At 72.1% G+C, this 14,650-nt stretch carries 13 protein-coding genes; 5 read left to right on the top strand and 8 right to left on the bottom strand.

The window, feature by feature from the left end; all coding sequences use genetic code 11:
• The first annotated feature begins 191 nt into the window (after positions 1 to 191).
• On the top strand, positions 192 to 1,394 hold the full coding sequence (locus ACIOEW_RS33465) for an amino acid deaminase/aldolase (RefSeq protein ID WP_362549805.1): 1,203 nt from the start codon (positions 192 to 194) through the stop codon (positions 1,392 to 1,394).
• Between the two features lie 12 nt (positions 1,395 to 1,406).
• Here the strand turns inward: ACIOEW_RS33465 and ACIOEW_RS33460 are convergent, their stop codons facing one another.
• Genes ACIOEW_RS33460 through ACIOEW_RS33445 form a run of 4 tightly spaced genes read right to left on the bottom strand, consistent with a single transcriptional unit; the run spans position 1,407 to position 5,929 of the window.
• Positions 1,407 to 2,321, bottom strand: coding sequence for a DUF2510 domain-containing protein (locus ACIOEW_RS33460; protein ID WP_401968581.1), 915 nt, complete (start codon positions 2,319 to 2,321; stop codon positions 1,407 to 1,409).
• Positions 2,322 to 2,357: 36 nt separating this feature from the next.
• Entirely contained in the window at positions 2,358 to 3,146 is a 789-nt protein-coding gene (locus ACIOEW_RS33455; RefSeq protein ID WP_362549811.1) for a 3-oxoacyl-ACP reductase, read from the bottom strand.
• Between the two features lie 6 nt (positions 3,147 to 3,152).
• Complete coding sequence (locus ACIOEW_RS33450) at positions 3,153 to 4,553, bottom strand: aldehyde dehydrogenase family protein (RefSeq protein ID WP_401968579.1); 1,401 nt, start codon at positions 4,551 to 4,553, stop codon at positions 3,153 to 3,155.
• A gap of 8 nt (positions 4,554 to 4,561) precedes the next feature.
• Positions 4,562 to 5,929 carry a glutamine synthetase family protein gene (locus ACIOEW_RS33445; RefSeq protein ID WP_401968576.1) on the bottom strand — a complete coding sequence of 456 codons (1,368 nt, stop codon included), beginning with the start codon at positions 5,927 to 5,929 and terminating at the stop codon, positions 4,562 to 4,564.
• Between the two features lie 109 nt (positions 5,930 to 6,038).
• Between ACIOEW_RS33445 and ACIOEW_RS33440 the strand changes: the two genes are divergently transcribed.
• The gene (locus ACIOEW_RS33440) at positions 6,039 to 6,737 is read left to right on the top strand and encodes a gamma-glutamyl-gamma-aminobutyrate hydrolase family protein (RefSeq protein WP_401968573.1); all 699 of its coding nucleotides are present in this window, start codon (positions 6,039 to 6,041) and stop codon (positions 6,735 to 6,737) included.
• A 194-nt stretch (positions 6,738 to 6,931) separates the two neighbouring features.
• Positions 6,932 to 7,996, top strand: coding sequence for a class I SAM-dependent methyltransferase (locus ACIOEW_RS33435; protein ID WP_401968571.1), 1,065 nt, complete (start codon positions 6,932 to 6,934; stop codon positions 7,994 to 7,996).
• Between the two features lie 15 nt (positions 7,997 to 8,011).
• Here ACIOEW_RS33435 and ACIOEW_RS33430 read toward each other — a convergent pair whose 3' ends face one another.
• Positions 8,012 to 8,971, bottom strand: coding sequence for a phosphotransferase family protein (locus ACIOEW_RS33430; RefSeq protein ID WP_401968569.1), 960 nt, complete (start codon positions 8,969 to 8,971; stop codon positions 8,012 to 8,014).
• 315 nt (positions 8,972 to 9,286) lie between these two features.
• On the opposite strand from ACIOEW_RS33430, the gene ACIOEW_RS33425 reads away from it, so the two are divergent.
• Positions 9,287 to 11,248, top strand: coding sequence for a YncE family protein (locus tag ACIOEW_RS33425; RefSeq protein WP_401968567.1), 1,962 nt, complete (start codon positions 9,287 to 9,289; stop codon positions 11,246 to 11,248).
• Between the two features lie 78 nt (positions 11,249 to 11,326).
• Here the strand turns inward: ACIOEW_RS33425 and ACIOEW_RS33420 are convergent, their stop codons facing one another.
• Complete coding sequence (locus ACIOEW_RS33420) at positions 11,327 to 11,566, bottom strand: transposase family protein (protein WP_401968565.1); 240 nt, start codon at positions 11,564 to 11,566, stop codon at positions 11,327 to 11,329.
• Positions 11,567 to 11,774: 208 nt separating this feature from the next.
• On the bottom strand, positions 11,775 to 12,707 hold the full coding sequence (locus tag ACIOEW_RS33415) for a LysR family transcriptional regulator (RefSeq protein ID WP_401968563.1): 933 nt from the start codon (positions 12,705 to 12,707) through the stop codon (positions 11,775 to 11,777).
• A gap of 70 nt (positions 12,708 to 12,777) precedes the next feature.
• Between ACIOEW_RS33415 and ACIOEW_RS33410 the strand changes: the two genes are divergently transcribed.
• Positions 12,778 to 13,926, top strand: coding sequence for a TDT family transporter (locus ACIOEW_RS33410; protein ID WP_401968560.1), 1,149 nt, complete (start codon positions 12,778 to 12,780; stop codon positions 13,924 to 13,926).
• A 17-nt stretch (positions 13,927 to 13,943) separates the two neighbouring features.
• Here ACIOEW_RS33410 and ACIOEW_RS33405 read toward each other — a convergent pair whose 3' ends face one another.
• Positions 13,944 to 14,489, bottom strand: a complete 546-nt coding sequence (locus tag ACIOEW_RS33405) for a helix-turn-helix domain-containing protein (RefSeq protein ID WP_362556556.1) — start codon at positions 14,487 to 14,489, stop codon at positions 13,944 to 13,946.
• Between the last annotated feature and the right edge of the window lie 161 nt (positions 14,490 to 14,650).

Below are 14,650 nucleotides of genomic sequence, written 5' to 3'. Positions count from 1 at the left end.
GTACTCATCCGCCCCCCTGGTCCGTTCCGTACCGTACGCGGATCGGCTGCACAGGCAGGCCCGTTGCTCGCCGCGTGCCCGTCACTCTACGGGTTGGAAAGGCCGTGGTGGGAGCGGGCCGCCGCGTGCACGGCCGATCTGCGCAGATCGTCCCCCTACCCAGCGGTACAGCTGTCTGGCAAGCTGCGGCCATGACTGCCCGTGCCGCTGACCGGACCCGCTACAACCGGGCCACCGCCCATCTCGACGCCCCGATCGCCGTCGTCGATCTGGAGGCGTTCGACGCCAACGCCGACGACCTCGTCCGGCGTGCGGGCGGGAAGCCCATCCGGGTGGCGAGCAAATCGGTGCGCTGCCGCGCCCTGCTGGAACGGGTGCTGGCCCGTCCCGGATTCGCCGGAATCATGTCGTTCACGCTCGCGGAGTCGCTGTGGCTGGCGCAGGCCGGCTTCGAGGATGTCCTGCTGGCCTATCCGTCGGCCGACCGCTCGGCCTTCGCGGAGCTGGCCGCGGACCCGAAGCTGGCCGCCGCCGTGACCGTGATGGTGGACGACCACGCACAGCTGGAGCTCATCGACGCGGCGCGGGCCGGGGGCACGGAGGAGATCCGGGTCTGTCTGGAGCTGGACACCTCGCTGCGGATGCTCGGCGGCCGGATCAGGATCGGGGCCCTGCGTTCGCCGCTGCGCTCCCCCGCCCAGCTGGCCGAGCTGGCCAGGTCCGTCGCCCGCAGGCCCGGTTTCCGGCTGGTGGGGCTGATGGCGTACGAGGGGCATATCGCCGGTGTGGGCGACTCACTCGCCGGGCGGCCGCTGCGCTCCCGTGCGATCCGGCTGATGCAGGCCTCGGCCCGCCGGGAGCTGGCAGTCCGGCGCGCCGAGGTGGTGCGGGCGGTCCGCGCCGTGGCACCGGATCTGGAGTTCGTGAACGGCGGCGGCACCGGCAGCGTGCAGCACACCGCGGCGGAGCCGGCCGTCACCGAGATCGCGGCCGGTTCCGGGCTCTACGTGCCGCGCCTCTTCGACAACTACACCTCGTTCACGGCGCGCCCGGCGGCCCTGTTCGCCCAGCCCGTGGTGCGCCGGCCCGGGGTGGGCGTGGTGACGGTGCTCGGCGGCGGCTACCCGGCCTCCGGGGCGGCCGGGGCGGACCGGCTGCCGGTCCCGTATCTGCCGGAGGGTCTGCGTTACGACCCGCAGGAGGGCCCCGGCGAGGTGCAGACCCCGCTGCTCGGTGCGCCGGCCGACGATCTGCTGATCGGCGACAAGGTGTGGTTCCGGCACGCGAAGGCCGGCGAGCTGTGCGAGCGGTTCGACGAGCTCCAGCTGATCGAGGGCGACCGGGTGACGGCGACCGTGCCGACGTACCGGGGCGAGGGCCGTACCTTCCTCTGAGCCGACAGCCGCTCAGGGTGCGACGGAGCTGCCGACGCCCCCGCCCGTCTCGCTGTCGCCGATCGGCCGGATGCCCTGGGTGAGGGTGTCCATGAGGGCGAGCGGCGGCCCGTCGGGGCCCGCGTCGAAGGCGTAGCGGACGACGACGGGCGACTCGCTGCCCACGGCCGAGGGGAAGACGAGCGACTGCACATAGCCGCCCGGCCCCTTGGCGGTGACGACCCGCCAGCGCACCTGGTATCCGGTGCGTCCGGCCACGCTGACCGGGCCGGCGGCGATCTGCCGGTGGGAGACGATGCCGCCGTGGATCCGCGCGCCGACGATGTCCTCCTCGTACGCACGGTCCGCGGCGGCGCCGATGTCTTCCTCGGCGAGCGCCTCGGGCGTGGTGGCGTCGGTGCCGCCCGGGGTACGGGTGGTCACCGTGCCGTGGTAGCAGAACGAGGAGGATGCCCCGGGGCAGTCGTAGGAGCCGGTGGTGCGCATCGTGAGCAGTTGCCCGGCGTTTCTTTCGGGCCGCTCCCAGCCGTCGGGGATCGGCAGGGTGATGCCGTTGAGCTGGTCGACGAGCACCGTGGGATCCTCGCCGGCCGGTGAGTCGTCGGGCGACGGGCTCTCGTCTCCGGGTGCCGCGTCGGTGGCGGTGTCCGCGGCCTTCGGCGCGGAACTGCCCGTCGGGGTCGCGGTGGGTGCGGCGGCGTCGTCCCTGCCGAACAGCACCGCGCCCGTCACGGCCACGCCGACGACCACCACGCCGGCCGCCACGAGCGCGATGGTCCTGGCGCCGCCTCCCCTGCCGGGCACGGCCGGGGAGGGCGCGGTGGCGCCGCGGCGGGTGTGGGCCGTCCATGACGCGCCGTCCCACCACCGCTCGTCGCCGGGTGCGGCCGTGTCCGGGTACCAGCCGGGCGGTGTCGCGTTGCTCATCGCTCCACTCTAGGTTCCGCAGCCGGTGGCCGGCCCCTACAGGGGTGTGACGTAGGCGCCGGAGATCCCGCCGTCGACGAGGAAGTCGGTGGCGTTGACGAACGAGGAGTCGTCGCTCGCCAGGAACGCGACCGCGGCCGCGATCTCGGTCGCCTCCGCGAAGCGGCCGAGCGGAATGTGCACGAGGCGGCGGGCCGCGCGCTCGGGGTCCTTGGCGAAGAGTTCCTGGAGCAGCGGGGTGTTGACCGGTCCCGGGCACAGGGCGTTGACCCGGATGCCCTCGCGGGCGAACTGGACGCCCAGTTCGCGCGACATGGCCAGCACCCCGCCCTTGGACGCGGTGTACGAGATCTGGGACGTGGCCGCCCCCATCCTGGCGACGAACGAGGCGGTGTTGATGATCGAACCCCGGCCCTGGCGCCGCATATAGGGCAGGGCCGCCTTGCAGCAGAGGTACACGGACGTGAGGTTGACGTCCTGGACGCGCTTCCAGGCCTCCAGCCCGGTGGTGAGGATCGAGTCGTCGTCGGGCGGTGAGATGCCGGCGTTGTTGAAGGCGATGTCGACGGACCCGTAGGTGTCGTACGCCGCCTTGAACAGGGCCTCGACCTGTTCGGGATCGGTGACGTCCACGCGTACGAAGGTGCCGCCGACCGCTTCGGCGGCCGCCTTGCCCGCGGTCTCGTCGATGTCACCGCAGACGACGTGCGCCCCCTCCGAGGCGAGCCGGTGCGCGGTGGCCAGGCCGATGCCGCTGCCGGCGCCGGTGATGACGGCGGTGCGGCCGACGAGGCGGCGGCAGATGTTCTCGTTGTCCGTGGTCATACCGGTTCAGGCCTCCGTACTGAGGAAGACGTTCTTGGTTTCGGTGAAGGCTGCGAGGGCGTCCGGGCCCAGTTCCCGGCCGAGGCCGGACTGCTTGAACCCGCCGAACGGGGTCCAGTAGCGGACCGCGGAGTGGGAGTTGACGGAGAGGTTCCCCGCCCGGACAGCCTGCGCGACGCGCAGCGCGCGCCCCACGTCGCGGGTCCAGAGCGAGCCGGCGAGGCCGTAATCGGTGGCGTTGGCGAGCCGGACGGCGTCCGCCTCGTCCTCGAAGGGCAGGACGACCGCGACCGGCCCGAAGACCTCCTCGGTGGCGACGGGCGCGTCGGCGGGCACATCGGTGAGCACGGTCGGCGGGAACCAGAAGCCGGGGCCCTCGGGCGCGCCGCCGCAGAGGGCGGCGGCGCCCTCGGGGACGTAACCGCGCACCCGGTCCAGCTGTGTCCGCGAGATGAGCGGGCCCATCTGGGTCTTCTCGTCGGCCGGGTCACCGACGACGACCGCCGCGAGGGCCGGGGCGAGGAGTTCCAGGAAGCGGTCGTACACGGAACGCTGGACGAGGATCCGGGTACGGGCGCAGCAGTCCTGGCCCGCGTTGTCCAGGAAGGACAGCGGGGCGGTGGCGGCCGCGGCTTCGATGTCGGCGTCGGCGAAGACGATGTTGGGGCTCTTGCCGCCGAGTTCGAGGGTGATCCGCTTCACGCGCTCGGCGCACTTGGCCATGATCTGCTTGCCGACGCGGGTGGAGCCCGTGAAGACGATCTTGGCGACGCCCGGGTGCTCGACGAGGGCGTCGCCCGCCTCGTCGCCCGCGCCCGGCAGCACCTGGAAGAGGTGCTCGGGAAGGCCTGCCTCCAGGGCGAGTTCCGCGAGCCGGATGGCCGTCAGCGGGGTGGTCTCGGCGGGTTTGAGGACGACGGCGTTGCCTGCGGCGAGGGCCGGGGCGGTCCCCCAGGCGGCGATGGGCATGGGGAAGTTCCACGGGACGATCACCCCGATGACACCGAGGGGTTCGAGCAGGGTGAGGTCGATGCCGCCGGGGACGGGGATCTGCCGGCCGCTGAGCCGTTCCACTCCCCCGGCGGCGAAGTCGAGCAGGTCGCGGACATTGCCCGCCTCCCAGCGCGCGTTGCCGATCGTGTGCCCAGCCTCGCGGACCTCCAGCCGGGCCAGCTCCTCGGTGTGGGAGTCGACGGCGACGGCGAACCGGCGCAGCAGCCGGGCCCGGTCGGCGGGGGCGAGCGCGGCCCAGACCCGCTGGGCCGCGGCGGCACGGGTGACGGCGGCGTCCACCTCGGCCGCCGAGGTCGCGGGGACGGTGACGAGAAGTTCCTCCGTCGCCGGGTTCAGGACGCGGTGTTCACGGATCGGCTCAGGGGTCGGGCCAGGGATCGGCTGATGGGTCAAGGCGGCCCTCACAGGCGTTCGAAGGAGCGTCGGAGTTCCCAGTCGGTCACCGCTGCGTCGAAGGCGTCGAGCTCGACGCGTGCCATGTTGCGGTAGTGGGCCACGACTTCGTCGCCGAAGGCCTCGCGGGCGATCTCGCTGTGCTCCCAGAGCTCGGCGGCGTCACGCAGGGTGGTGGGGACGTGGTCGTACGCGGCGGCGTAGGCGTTGCCCTCGCACGGCTCGGGGAGTTCGAGCCCGTGCTCGATGCCGTACAGGCCCGCGGCGACGAGTCCGGCGACGGCGAGGTACGGGTTGACGTCGCCGCCGGGGAGGCGGTTCTCCAGGCGCAGGGACTGGCCGTGACCGACGACGCGGAGTGCGCAGGTGCGGTTGTCGTGGCCCCAGGCGACGGCGGTCGGGGCGAAGGAGCCCGGCTGGAAGCGCTTGTAGGAGTTGATGTTCGGCGCGTACAGGAGGGAGAAGTCGCGCAGGGCCGCGAGCTGGCCGGCGAGGAAGTGCCGCATCACCGGGGACATGCTGCCGTCGGTGTCCGTCATGACGCTGCGTCCTGGTTCGCCGGTGGACCGGAGTGAGAGGTGGATGTGGCAGGAGTTGCCCTCGCGCTCGTTGAACTTGGCCATGAAGGTGAGAGCGACGCCCTCCTGCGCGGCGATCTCCTTGGCGCCCGTCTTGTAGACGGCGTGCTGGTCGCAGGTGACCAGGGCCTCGTCGTACCGGAACACGATCTCGTGCTGGCCGGGGTTGCACTCCCCCTTGGCCGACTCGACGGTGAGGCCCGCGCCCGCCATCTCGTTGCGGATGCGGCGCAGCAGGGGCTCGACGCGGCCGGTGCCGAGGACGGAGTAGTCGACGTTGTACTGGTTGACGGGGGTCAGGCCGCGGTAGCCGCGGTCCCAGGCCTGTTCGTAGGTGTCCTTGAAGACGATGAACTCGAGCTCGGTGCCGACGTGCGCCGAGTAGCCGTGCTCCGTGAGGCGCTCCAGCTGCCGGCGCAGGATCTGGCGAGGCGCGGCGGTGACGGGTGACCCGTCGGCCCAGGCGAGGTCGGCGGTGACCATCGCGGTGGCCTCGTTCCAGGGCACGCGGCGCAGCGTGGTGAGGTCGGGGCGCATGGCGAAGTCGCCGTAGCCACGGTCCCAGGAGGACATGGCGAACCCGTCGACCGTGTTCATGTCGGTGTCGACGGCGAGGAGGTAGTTGCAGCCCTCGGTGCCGTGTGCGACGACCTCGTCGAGGAAGAAGGCGGCGGCGAAGCGTTTTCCCTGGAGGCGTCCCTGCATGTCGGGGAAGGCCAGGACGACGGTGTCGATCTCACCGCTTTCGACGAGGAGGCGGAGTTCCTCGACGGCGAGCGGGGCTGTTCGGTCGGACACGGGTGGATCCTCTCCTCGCGGGCCGACAGATGATCCAAATCTACGGGCGGGGCAAGGGATTTGGATACGGTGCCGGTTCGTTCCGCGTGCCGCAGAAGTGAGGGATCCGATGAACCGTCCGCTGATCGGGATCAGTACCTATCTGGAAGCCTCGGCGCGCTGGGGTGTCTGGGACCTGCCGGCCACGCTGCTGCCCGCCGGCTACGCCCGGCTGGTCCGGGAGGCCGGCGGGGTGGCCGTGCTGCTGCCGCCGGACTCGCCGGAGCTCGCGGCGTCGGTGGTGGCCCGGCTCGACGCGGTGGTGGTGGCGGGCGGGCCGGATGTGGACCCCGCTCGGTACGGGGCGGCGCGCGACCCGCGGTCCGGGCCGCCCGCGCCGGAGCGGGACGGCTGGGAGGCGGCGCTGACCGTGGCGGCGCTGGAGTCCGGCACACCGCTGCTCGGGATCTGCCGCGGGATGCAGGTGCTGAACGTGGCGCTCGGCGGCACGCTGACGCAGCATCTGGCCGGGCACGCGGGTCCTGACGGGGCGACAGGGGTTTTCGGTACGCACCGGGTGACGCCGGTCGCGGGGACGCTGTACGCCTCGGTGGCGCCCGGCCCGTGCGACGTACCCACGTACCACCACCAGGCCGTGGACCGGCTCGGCGCGGGCCTGGTGGCTTCGGCGCATGCGGCGGACGGCGCGGTGGAGGCGGTCGAGCGGCCGGGGCCTGGGTGGGTCCTCGGGGTGCAGTGGCATCCGGAGATGGGCGAGGACGTGCGGGTGATGCGGGCGCTGGTGGCGGCGGCCTCGTCGTCCGCCTGAGGTCCGGTACGCGCCCGACGCGGCCGGTGGTCCCGCGGTGACGGCCACGGTTCCGGGCAGCCGCCTGCACCCCGGCGGCGTAGCGTGGCGGACAGGAGAGATTCCGTCGCCGTCCCGTCGGGCCGCTCGCCGTGAGCGCGATCGGCCGCCTTCCCCCGCCTCCCCCTCGTGGCCCGATGGCGAGAGGAGGAACGATGTCCGTCATCACACCGGATGCGGTGAAGCAGGAGGCGTTCGCGGGCCGCATGGTTCAGGTGCTGAACGACACGTGCCTGGGTCTCATGGCGGGCCTGGGCCACCAGAGCGGTCTGTTCGACACGATGGCCGGCATGGCGCCGGCCACGAGTGCGGAGATCGCGGAGGCCGCCGGGCTGCACGAGCGTTACGTACGGGAGTGGCTGGGCGCGATGGTCGTCGGGGGCATCGTCGACTACGAGCCCGAGCAGATCACGTACGCGCTGCCGCCCGAGCACGCCGCTTCGCTCACGCGGGCGGCCGGGCCGGACAACCTGGCCCGGATCGCGCAGGACTTCGGCATGATGGGCGAGGTCGAGCAGCAGGTGCTGGAGGCGTTCCGTACCGGGGGCGGGCTGCCGTACTCGGCGTATCCGCGGTTCCAGAGCCTTCAGGCGGAGGAGTCCGGGGAGGTCTTCGACCTGGCCCTGGTGAACGGGATCGTGCCGCTGGTGCCCGGTCTCACGGAGCGGCTGCGCGCGGGCATCGCCGTGCTGGACATCGGTACCGGCCACGGCCACGCGGTCAACGTCCTGGCCCGGGCCTTCCCCGCGAGCAGTTTCCAGGGGCTCGACATGTCCGAGGAGGGCATCGCCGCCGCCCGCGCCGAGGCAGCCGGGCTGGGGCTGGGCAACACCGCCTTCGATATCGGCGACTGCTCCGAGATCTCCGGCTCCTACGACCTGATCACGGCGTTCGACGTCATCCACGACCTGGCCCGGCCGGCGCGCACGCTGGCCGCCGTCGCCGCCGCCCTGGCACAGGACGGCGTGTTCCTGATGGGGGACATCGCGGCGTCGAGCCGTCTGGAGGAGAACATCGACCACCCGCTGGGCCCGGCGCTGTACACGTTCTCGGTGTTCTACTGCATGAGTGTCTCGCTGGGCGAGGGCGGTGAGGGTCTGGGCACCGTGTGGGGTGAACAGGCCGCCCGCAGGATGCTCGGCGAGGCCGGATTCGGCCGGATCGACACCCAGCGGGTCGAGGGCGACATCCTGAACGTCTACTACGTGGCGCGGCGCTGAGTGGTGTCCCCGCGGTCAGCCGTCGAGCCGGTGGCCGGGCCGGCGTCGCAGCCAGTCCAGCGCGGCCGCACCTTGGGCCGCCTGGAACGCCCTGAGCGTCGGCAGGCCCGGCAGGTCGGGGCGCAACGACTGCGCGACGAAGTAGCCGGCCAGTGCGGCGAGTACGGCGGTGACCCCGGCGGGGTCGGCGTCCCGGCCGAGCGGGTGGGCGGTGAAGAGGGTCTCCGGGTCGGGGCCGCCCTGGGCCGCGACGCACGGCAGCATCGCCAGCAGGTCGAACCACGGTGCGGCGCGCATCGCGTGGGGCCAGTCGACGAAGACGACGCGGTCCTCGGTGAGCAGGATGTTGTCGGCACGCAGGTCGCCGTGGGCGAGGCTGTCGCCGGTGGCTGGTCCGGCCCAGCCGGACTCCAGTTCCGCGAGTGCGCCGAGCCGGCGGGCCGCCCAGGGGTCCAGCCGTGTGGTGTCACCCGCCGCGTGCAGGGTTCGCCAGCCGGTGAACAGCGTGGTCTTGCCCGCGGCGGCCGGGGGCGCGTCCACCGGGGCCGGGGTGAGGGTGCGCGACAGGTCGCCGACCGCCGCCAGGACGCGCTCCAGCTCGGCCGGGTCCCAGGGGACGCGGGGCTGGTGGCCGTCAATGTCCTCCAGGACGAGGGCGACGCAGGTGCCGTCGTCGTACGAGCCGAGCAGTTTCGGTACGGGGGCGTGCGGCGGGAGCGCCGCGGTGTTCCTGGCCTCGGCACGGTGCTGGTCCGGGCTGTCGGGGTTGACCTCGGCGCTCACGGCCTTCACGAAGGCGCGGCTCCCGTCCGCGAGCCGGACCCGGGCGGCGACCCCGGGCGAGAAGCCGCCGCTCTGACTGCGGGCCTCGACGACCGGCGCGCCGAGGATGTCCTGGACGGCGTTGCGTACGGTGTCGGGCAGGTCGGCCCAGTGGTGGCGGACGCCGGTGGCGGGCGGTGCGGTCACGGTCATGCGCCCATCCTTCCGGCGTGGTTGGTGGGCGGGCCAGCGAATTTCCGGCGGCTGCGACCGCGTGCCCCAACCTCACTGGTCACCGGATTCCGGATCTCCCGGGCGCGGGGCTGTGCGACCTCCCGCCCCAGGGCGCTGCGCTCCCGCGGAGTGCGGCCCAGCGGATCACGGACGCTTGGGCCCCTGCGCATGTTGTCGGTGACATGACCTAGTCTTCGCTCACCCGTCACACGTGCAGCACAAGTCGCGCACATCGACTGTCACCTGATAGCTGCATGGAGTGGCCCCACACTCGTTCCGGGGGTTCGAACCACCGTGCGTAGACGCACTCTCCCGGCCGCCACCGCACTGGCGGTCCTCTTCAGCTCGGCGGTACTCACCGCCGCACCGGCGTCCGCCGACACCACCAGGCCTATCGCGGTCTGGGACGTCGACGACACAGTCGTCGACGGCGTCCACCAGCGGCTGTACTTCAGCGACCGGTACAACGACAAGATCGTCGTCACTGACTACACCGGCAAGGCCGTCGCCACGCTCACCGGCCTGCCCCAGGTCCGTGACCTCGAACTGAGCCCGGACTCGGGCACGCTGTACGCGGCGGTCTACGGCGCCGACAAGATCGTCGCCATCGACACCGCGACCCTCACGCAGACCGCCGAGTACCCGACCGGCGACAAGACCATCCCCTCCCGGCTCGCCTACGCCGACGGCAAGCTGTGGTTCGGATACGGGGACCAGTGGGACTCCGGGCTCGGCTCCGTCGACCTGACGGCCGAGACGCCCACGGTGACACTGGACCTGGCGGCCGGACACGACTTCGCGAGCCCGCCCGAGCTCTACGCGAACCCCGCCAACCCGGGCACGCTGCTTGCCCTCGACTCGCACATCAGCTCCGCCCCGATCGTCGTCTACGACACCTCCTCCGGTACCCCGGTCATCCGCGTGTCCGCCGAGAAGGGAGGCTTCTACAAGGACGCGGCCCTCACGCCGGACGGCCAGAACGTCGTCGTGGCGGGGCCCGGGAATCGGGCGCTCACCGAGTACCGGCTCTCAGACCTGGAACAGGTCCGCACCTACCCCGTCCCCGACGAGCCGGAGACGGTCAGCGTCGCTCCGGACGGCACGGTCGCGGCGACCGTCCTCGACACCGACGACCTCGGGGACACGTACGTCTTCGCCGGCGGCAGCGGCAAGCCCGCCAGCGTCCGCAACCTGTCGCACAAATGGATGCCCTGGTTCGGACACTCGATGAACTGGTCGGCCGATGGCCGGAAGCTGTTCGTGCTGACCGGGTCCTACGAGTTCACCCAGTTCCACGCCATCGACGAGCCACGCAAGTACGTCGGCACGCTCAAGGTCGATGCCCCCGCCACCGCCACCCGCGCGAAGTCGCTCACCGTCAAGGGCTCGCTCACCGCCGCCCTCGCGCTGCCCGCCGGGACCCCGCTGGCCGTCACCCGCACCGACATGGAGTCGCCGAAGGGGAAGCCGCTCGGCACCAAGCGGCTCGGCACGGGTGGCAAGTTCTCCTTCGCGGACACCCCGCCGGCCGGCAGCAAGGTCACGTACACGGTGAGGTACGCCGGTGACGCCACGCACACCTCGGCCACCGCCTCGGACACCGTCAACGTTTCCCGCGCCACGCCCGCACTGACACTGAACAACAACGGCAAGGTGTACGGCTACGCCAAGAAGGTCGTGTTCACGGCGCACCTCGGCACGACGTACAAGAACCGCACGGTCGAGATCTTGGCCGACCCGTTCGGGGCGGACAAGCCGAAGAAGAGGGTGAAGACCGGCACGGTCAACTCCAGAGGCAACCTGTCGGTCACCCTGGCTATGACCCGGGACACCGCGGTCACCGCCGTATTCAAGGGAGACGCCCGCTACGCCCCGAAATCGGTCAAGTCCACCGCGTACGCCCGGGTGAAGGTCTCGACGGCGCTGTCCAAGCACTACAAGACCGGCAAGATCGGCTCCACGACGTACCGCTACTTCCACAAGAACACCGACGTCATCTCCACGACGACGATGAGCTACTACAAGGGCCGCAAACAGCGGATCGAACTCCAGGCGTACTACCAGGGCAAGTGGTACGACGGGGCCACCGAGTACTTCAAGCTCGGCACCAACGGAAAGTCGGCCGTCAACCTGGGCCACTCCGGCAAGTCCGGCATTCGCGCCCGCGTGCGCTCTTCGTACGTCAACTCCGCATCCGGAGACACCGTCAACTCGACGACGCACGGGAGCTGGGCGTACTTCATATTCACCAGCTGATGCACGGCCGACGTCCTTCGAGACTGTGACGTCGGGGGCGCGTTTCCCACCCGGGGACGCGCCCCGATGCTGTCCCCCTCACGCTCTCCGCCAGAAGAACCGGCGGACGTGCAGACAGACGACCACCTGCCGCCCCGCAGTAGGCACGTCGGCTGGAAACCGCAGGTAGGAGCTGTGTACCCGGCTCGGCCGACTCCCGCAGTCCGGACATCCCGAGCCGGTCGTCGTCACGCGGACCTCGATGCGTATCGCCTTGTTGTTCACGTCTGCCGACAGCACTGCCACGTCCGCGATCGACGGGAACAGCAGTTCCTTCATCCAGCGGACACCGCGGACGACATCACGCGCTGAGCTGGTCGAACTGGCGCCGTCGGCGCCCCGCAATCGCCCGCCGCTGTCACTACCTGCGGCGCAGTCGCACGATCGAGGGGCGGTCCCGCGAGACCGCCCCCACACGCCCGAAGCCGCACTACACTCCGGCCGCCCGGCGAAAGACCAGGTCAGACAGCGAAATCCTGCTGGAGGACTAGTCCCCGGACGGGTTCGACCGCGTCAGGGAGAGCAGGTCGCGGGCCGGGCCCGTGGGGCGGTGGCCCGCGGGCCAGACGGCGCGGAGCTGACGGCGCAGGCGGACGCCGGCGATCGGGACCTTGACCAGACGCCGGGCCGAGAGCTCCTCGCCGAGGGCCAGTTCGCTCAGGACACAGGGCCCGGCACCGCTCTCCGCCGCACCCTTCACCGCCGTGGTGGAGGAGAGCTCCAGGAGCGGCTGGGCCAGTCCCCCGTGCACGGCGAGGGCGGCGTCCAGGACCTGGCGGGTGCCGGAGCCGTGCTCGCGCAGGATCAACGGGGTCCCGGCCAGCTCCTTCGGGGTCAGCGGGGTGAGCCGGCGGGCCCAGGCGTGCGACGGGGCGACCACGACGACCAGCCGGTCGTGCGCGATGACCGTGCCGTCGAGCCCCTCCGGCACGGACAGCCCCTCGACGAAACCGAGGTCCGCCTCGCCGGTCAGCAGCCGTTGTGCGACCACCGCGGAGTTGCCGGCGAGCAGCGACACCGCGGTGTCCGGCCGTTCGCCGCGCAGGGCTATCAGCCAGCCCGGGAGCAGGTACTCGGCGATGGTCATGGAGGCGGCGACCCGCAGCCGGGAGTCGCGGCGGTCCCGCAGCGCCTGGGCGCCCGCATCGAACGCCTCGGCGGCCTCCACGACCCGGCGCGCCCAGTCGGTGACGAGCGCGCCCGCGTCGGTGAGGCGCGAGCCGCGGGGCGAGCGGTCGAGCAGGGCGAGGCCTAGCTGCCGTTCCATCGAGCGGATCCGGCTGCTGGCGGCGGGCTGGGTGATGCCGACGTCCCGGGCGGCGCGTCCGAGACTGCCGTGCCGGGCGACGGCGAGGAGCAGCTCCAGCGCACCGAGATCAGGGACCCGGTGGGACAGAAGTGCGGGTACTTCGCTGGTCATAAGCCCACCTTATGACCTCATAGGCCAGGGATCCCTGGTGGGGGACGATCCGGGCACCGAGAATCGTGGCATGGCCATCTTTCCGCAGACCCGCACCGCTCCTCCGTACTCCGCCGCCGCCCGGCGGCCGGCCCTGCGGCACTTCGGCCCCAACTGGTACGCGACCGTCATGGGCACCGCGATCGTGGCGAGTGCGGGCGTCGCCCTGCCCGTGCACGTCCCCGGGCTGCGGACGGCCTGCGCGCTGGTGTGGGTGCTCTCCGCGGTCCTGCTCGCCGCCGTGCTCGTCGCCCGGGCCGGGCACTGGGCCGCGCACCGCGACCAGGCCCGCGCCCACCTCCTGGATCCGGCGGTCGCGCCGTTCTACGGGTGTTTCTCGATGGCGCTGCTGGCCGTCGGCGGTTCCGGGATGGTGGTGGGCAGGGACGTCATCGGCCATCAGGCGGCCCTGGTGCTGGATGTGCTGCTGTACACCGCGGGCACGCTGACCGGGCTGGCAGCGGCCGTGGCGATTCCGTATCTGATGATCGTGCGCCACCGGCCCGATCCCGGCACCGCGTCCCCGGTGTGGCTGCTGCCGGTGGTGGCGCCCATGGTGTCGGCCGCACTCGGGCCGCTGCTGGTGCCTGAGCTGCCCGAGGGACAGTGGCGGGAGGCGCTGCTGCTCGCCTGCTACGCGATGTTCGGGCTGAGCCTGCTGGCTACGCTGGTGATGCTGCCGCTGATCTTCGCCCGGCTGGTGCACCGCGGTCCGCTGCCGCTCGTGCTGACGCCCACCCTGTTCCTGGTGCTCGGCCCGCTGGGCCAGTCGACGACGGCGGTCAACGCGCTGGCGGATGTGGCGCCGGGTGCGATCCAGGCACCGTACGCCTCCGCGCTCGGGGTGTTCGCCGTGCTGTACGGGGTGCCGGTGATGGGGTTCGCGCTGCTGTGGCTGGCGCTGGCCGTCTCCCTCGTGGTGCGGGCGGTGCGGGGCGGGATGACCTTCGCCATGACGTGGTGGGGCTTCACCTTCCCCGTCGGTACGTGCGTGACGGGCGCCGCCGGTCTGGCCCGGCACACCGGTCTGGCGGCGTTCACCTGGCTGGCCGTAGCCCTGTACGTCCTGCTGGTGGCGGCCTGGGCGGTTGCCGGGGCGCGCACGGTGCGCGGGCTGCTGAGCGGGGTGCTGCTCGCGGCGCCGCGGGCGTCCGCACCGGTGGCGGCCCGAGCCGCGTGAGGTGCGGCGCCGGGTACTCAGCGGCGCGGGTCGAACGTGGCGTCGATGTGCTCGGCGACCGCGACGACCAGCAGCCGGGTCCCGGGGACCGTGGCCCGCCAGCGGTGGCGCACCCCGCCCGAGAGGAACAGCGTGTCGCCTCGCTCCAGGCGGTAGGCCTGCCCCTCGGCCTCCACCTCGGCGGCGCCCTCCGCCACGTACATCACCTCGTCGTTGCGGTGCTGGAACTCGCGCCCGAGGTCGAGCTCGCCGGAGAATTCGAGGGCACTGAGCTGATGGCGGCCGCGCACCACCCTGCGTACCCCGTCCTCCTGCGCGCCGCGCACGACCTCGACCGCGCGTGCCGAGTCCGCGGCGGCGCGCAGACGTGCGGTGGTGGTCTCCAGGGCTTCGGCGACCCGGTCCAGGGAACGGGCGCTGGGTCTGGCCCGTTCGTTCTCGATCTGGCTGAGAAACGGCACGGACAGACCGCTCCGCGCGGCGACCGCGGCCAGGGTGAGTCCCAGCGATCTGCGCTGTCGGCGGACCGCGGCGCCCACCCGGAGTGTTTCCTTGTCGTCCATGTCCGGCTCCCTCCCGACTCGCCATCCTTCCGGTTGCCAGCACCTTACGCACACCGTTACGCGAGGACGGCGGGGAAAGAGTCGTCAGGACAGCCCGAAAGGGGTGGACACCGCCACCGGCGGTGCCCACCCCTTTCCGTGCCGTTGCCCCTGGTGGGGCC

The sequence above is a fragment of the Streptomyces sp. NPDC087901 genome, assembly GCF_044742205.1.
Lineage (GTDB): Bacteria > Actinomycetota > Actinomycetes > Streptomycetales > Streptomycetaceae > Streptomyces.
Note: the sequence above shows the minus strand (reverse complement) of the source record. Positions and strands in the feature narration are given on the sequence as shown.

Bases quoted from the DNA above. Each gene is read 5' to 3' on its own strand.
- ACIOEW_RS33465 (WP_362549805.1), top strand. From the start codon at position 192: ATGACTGCCCGTGCCGCTGACCGGACCCGCTACAACCGGGCCACCGCC.
- ACIOEW_RS33460 (WP_401968581.1), bottom strand. From the start codon at position 2,321: ATGAGCAACGCGACACCGCCCGGCTGGTACCCGGACACGGCCGCACCC.
- ACIOEW_RS33455 (WP_362549811.1), bottom strand. From the start codon at position 3,146: ATGACCACGGACAACGAGAACATCTGCCGCCGCCTCGTCGGCCGCACC.
- ACIOEW_RS33440 (WP_401968573.1), top strand. From the start codon at position 6,039: ATGAACCGTCCGCTGATCGGGATCAGTACCTATCTGGAAGCCTCGGCG.
- ACIOEW_RS33435 (WP_401968571.1), top strand. From the start codon at position 6,932: ATGTCCGTCATCACACCGGATGCGGTGAAGCAGGAGGCGTTCGCGGGC.
- ACIOEW_RS33430 (WP_401968569.1), bottom strand. From the start codon at position 8,971: ATGACCGTGACCGCACCGCCCGCCACCGGCGTCCGCCACCACTGGGCC.
- ACIOEW_RS33420 (WP_401968565.1), bottom strand. From the start codon at position 11,566: ATGAAGGAACTGCTGTTCCCGTCGATCGCGGACGTGGCAGTGCTGTCG.
- ACIOEW_RS33415 (WP_401968563.1), bottom strand. From the start codon at position 12,707: ATGACCAGCGAAGTACCCGCACTTCTGTCCCACCGGGTCCCTGATCTC.
- ACIOEW_RS33410 (WP_401968560.1), top strand. From the start codon at position 12,778: ATGGCCATCTTTCCGCAGACCCGCACCGCTCCTCCGTACTCCGCCGCC.
- ACIOEW_RS33405 (WP_362556556.1), bottom strand. From the start codon at position 14,489: ATGGACGACAAGGAAACACTCCGGGTGGGCGCCGCGGTCCGCCGACAG.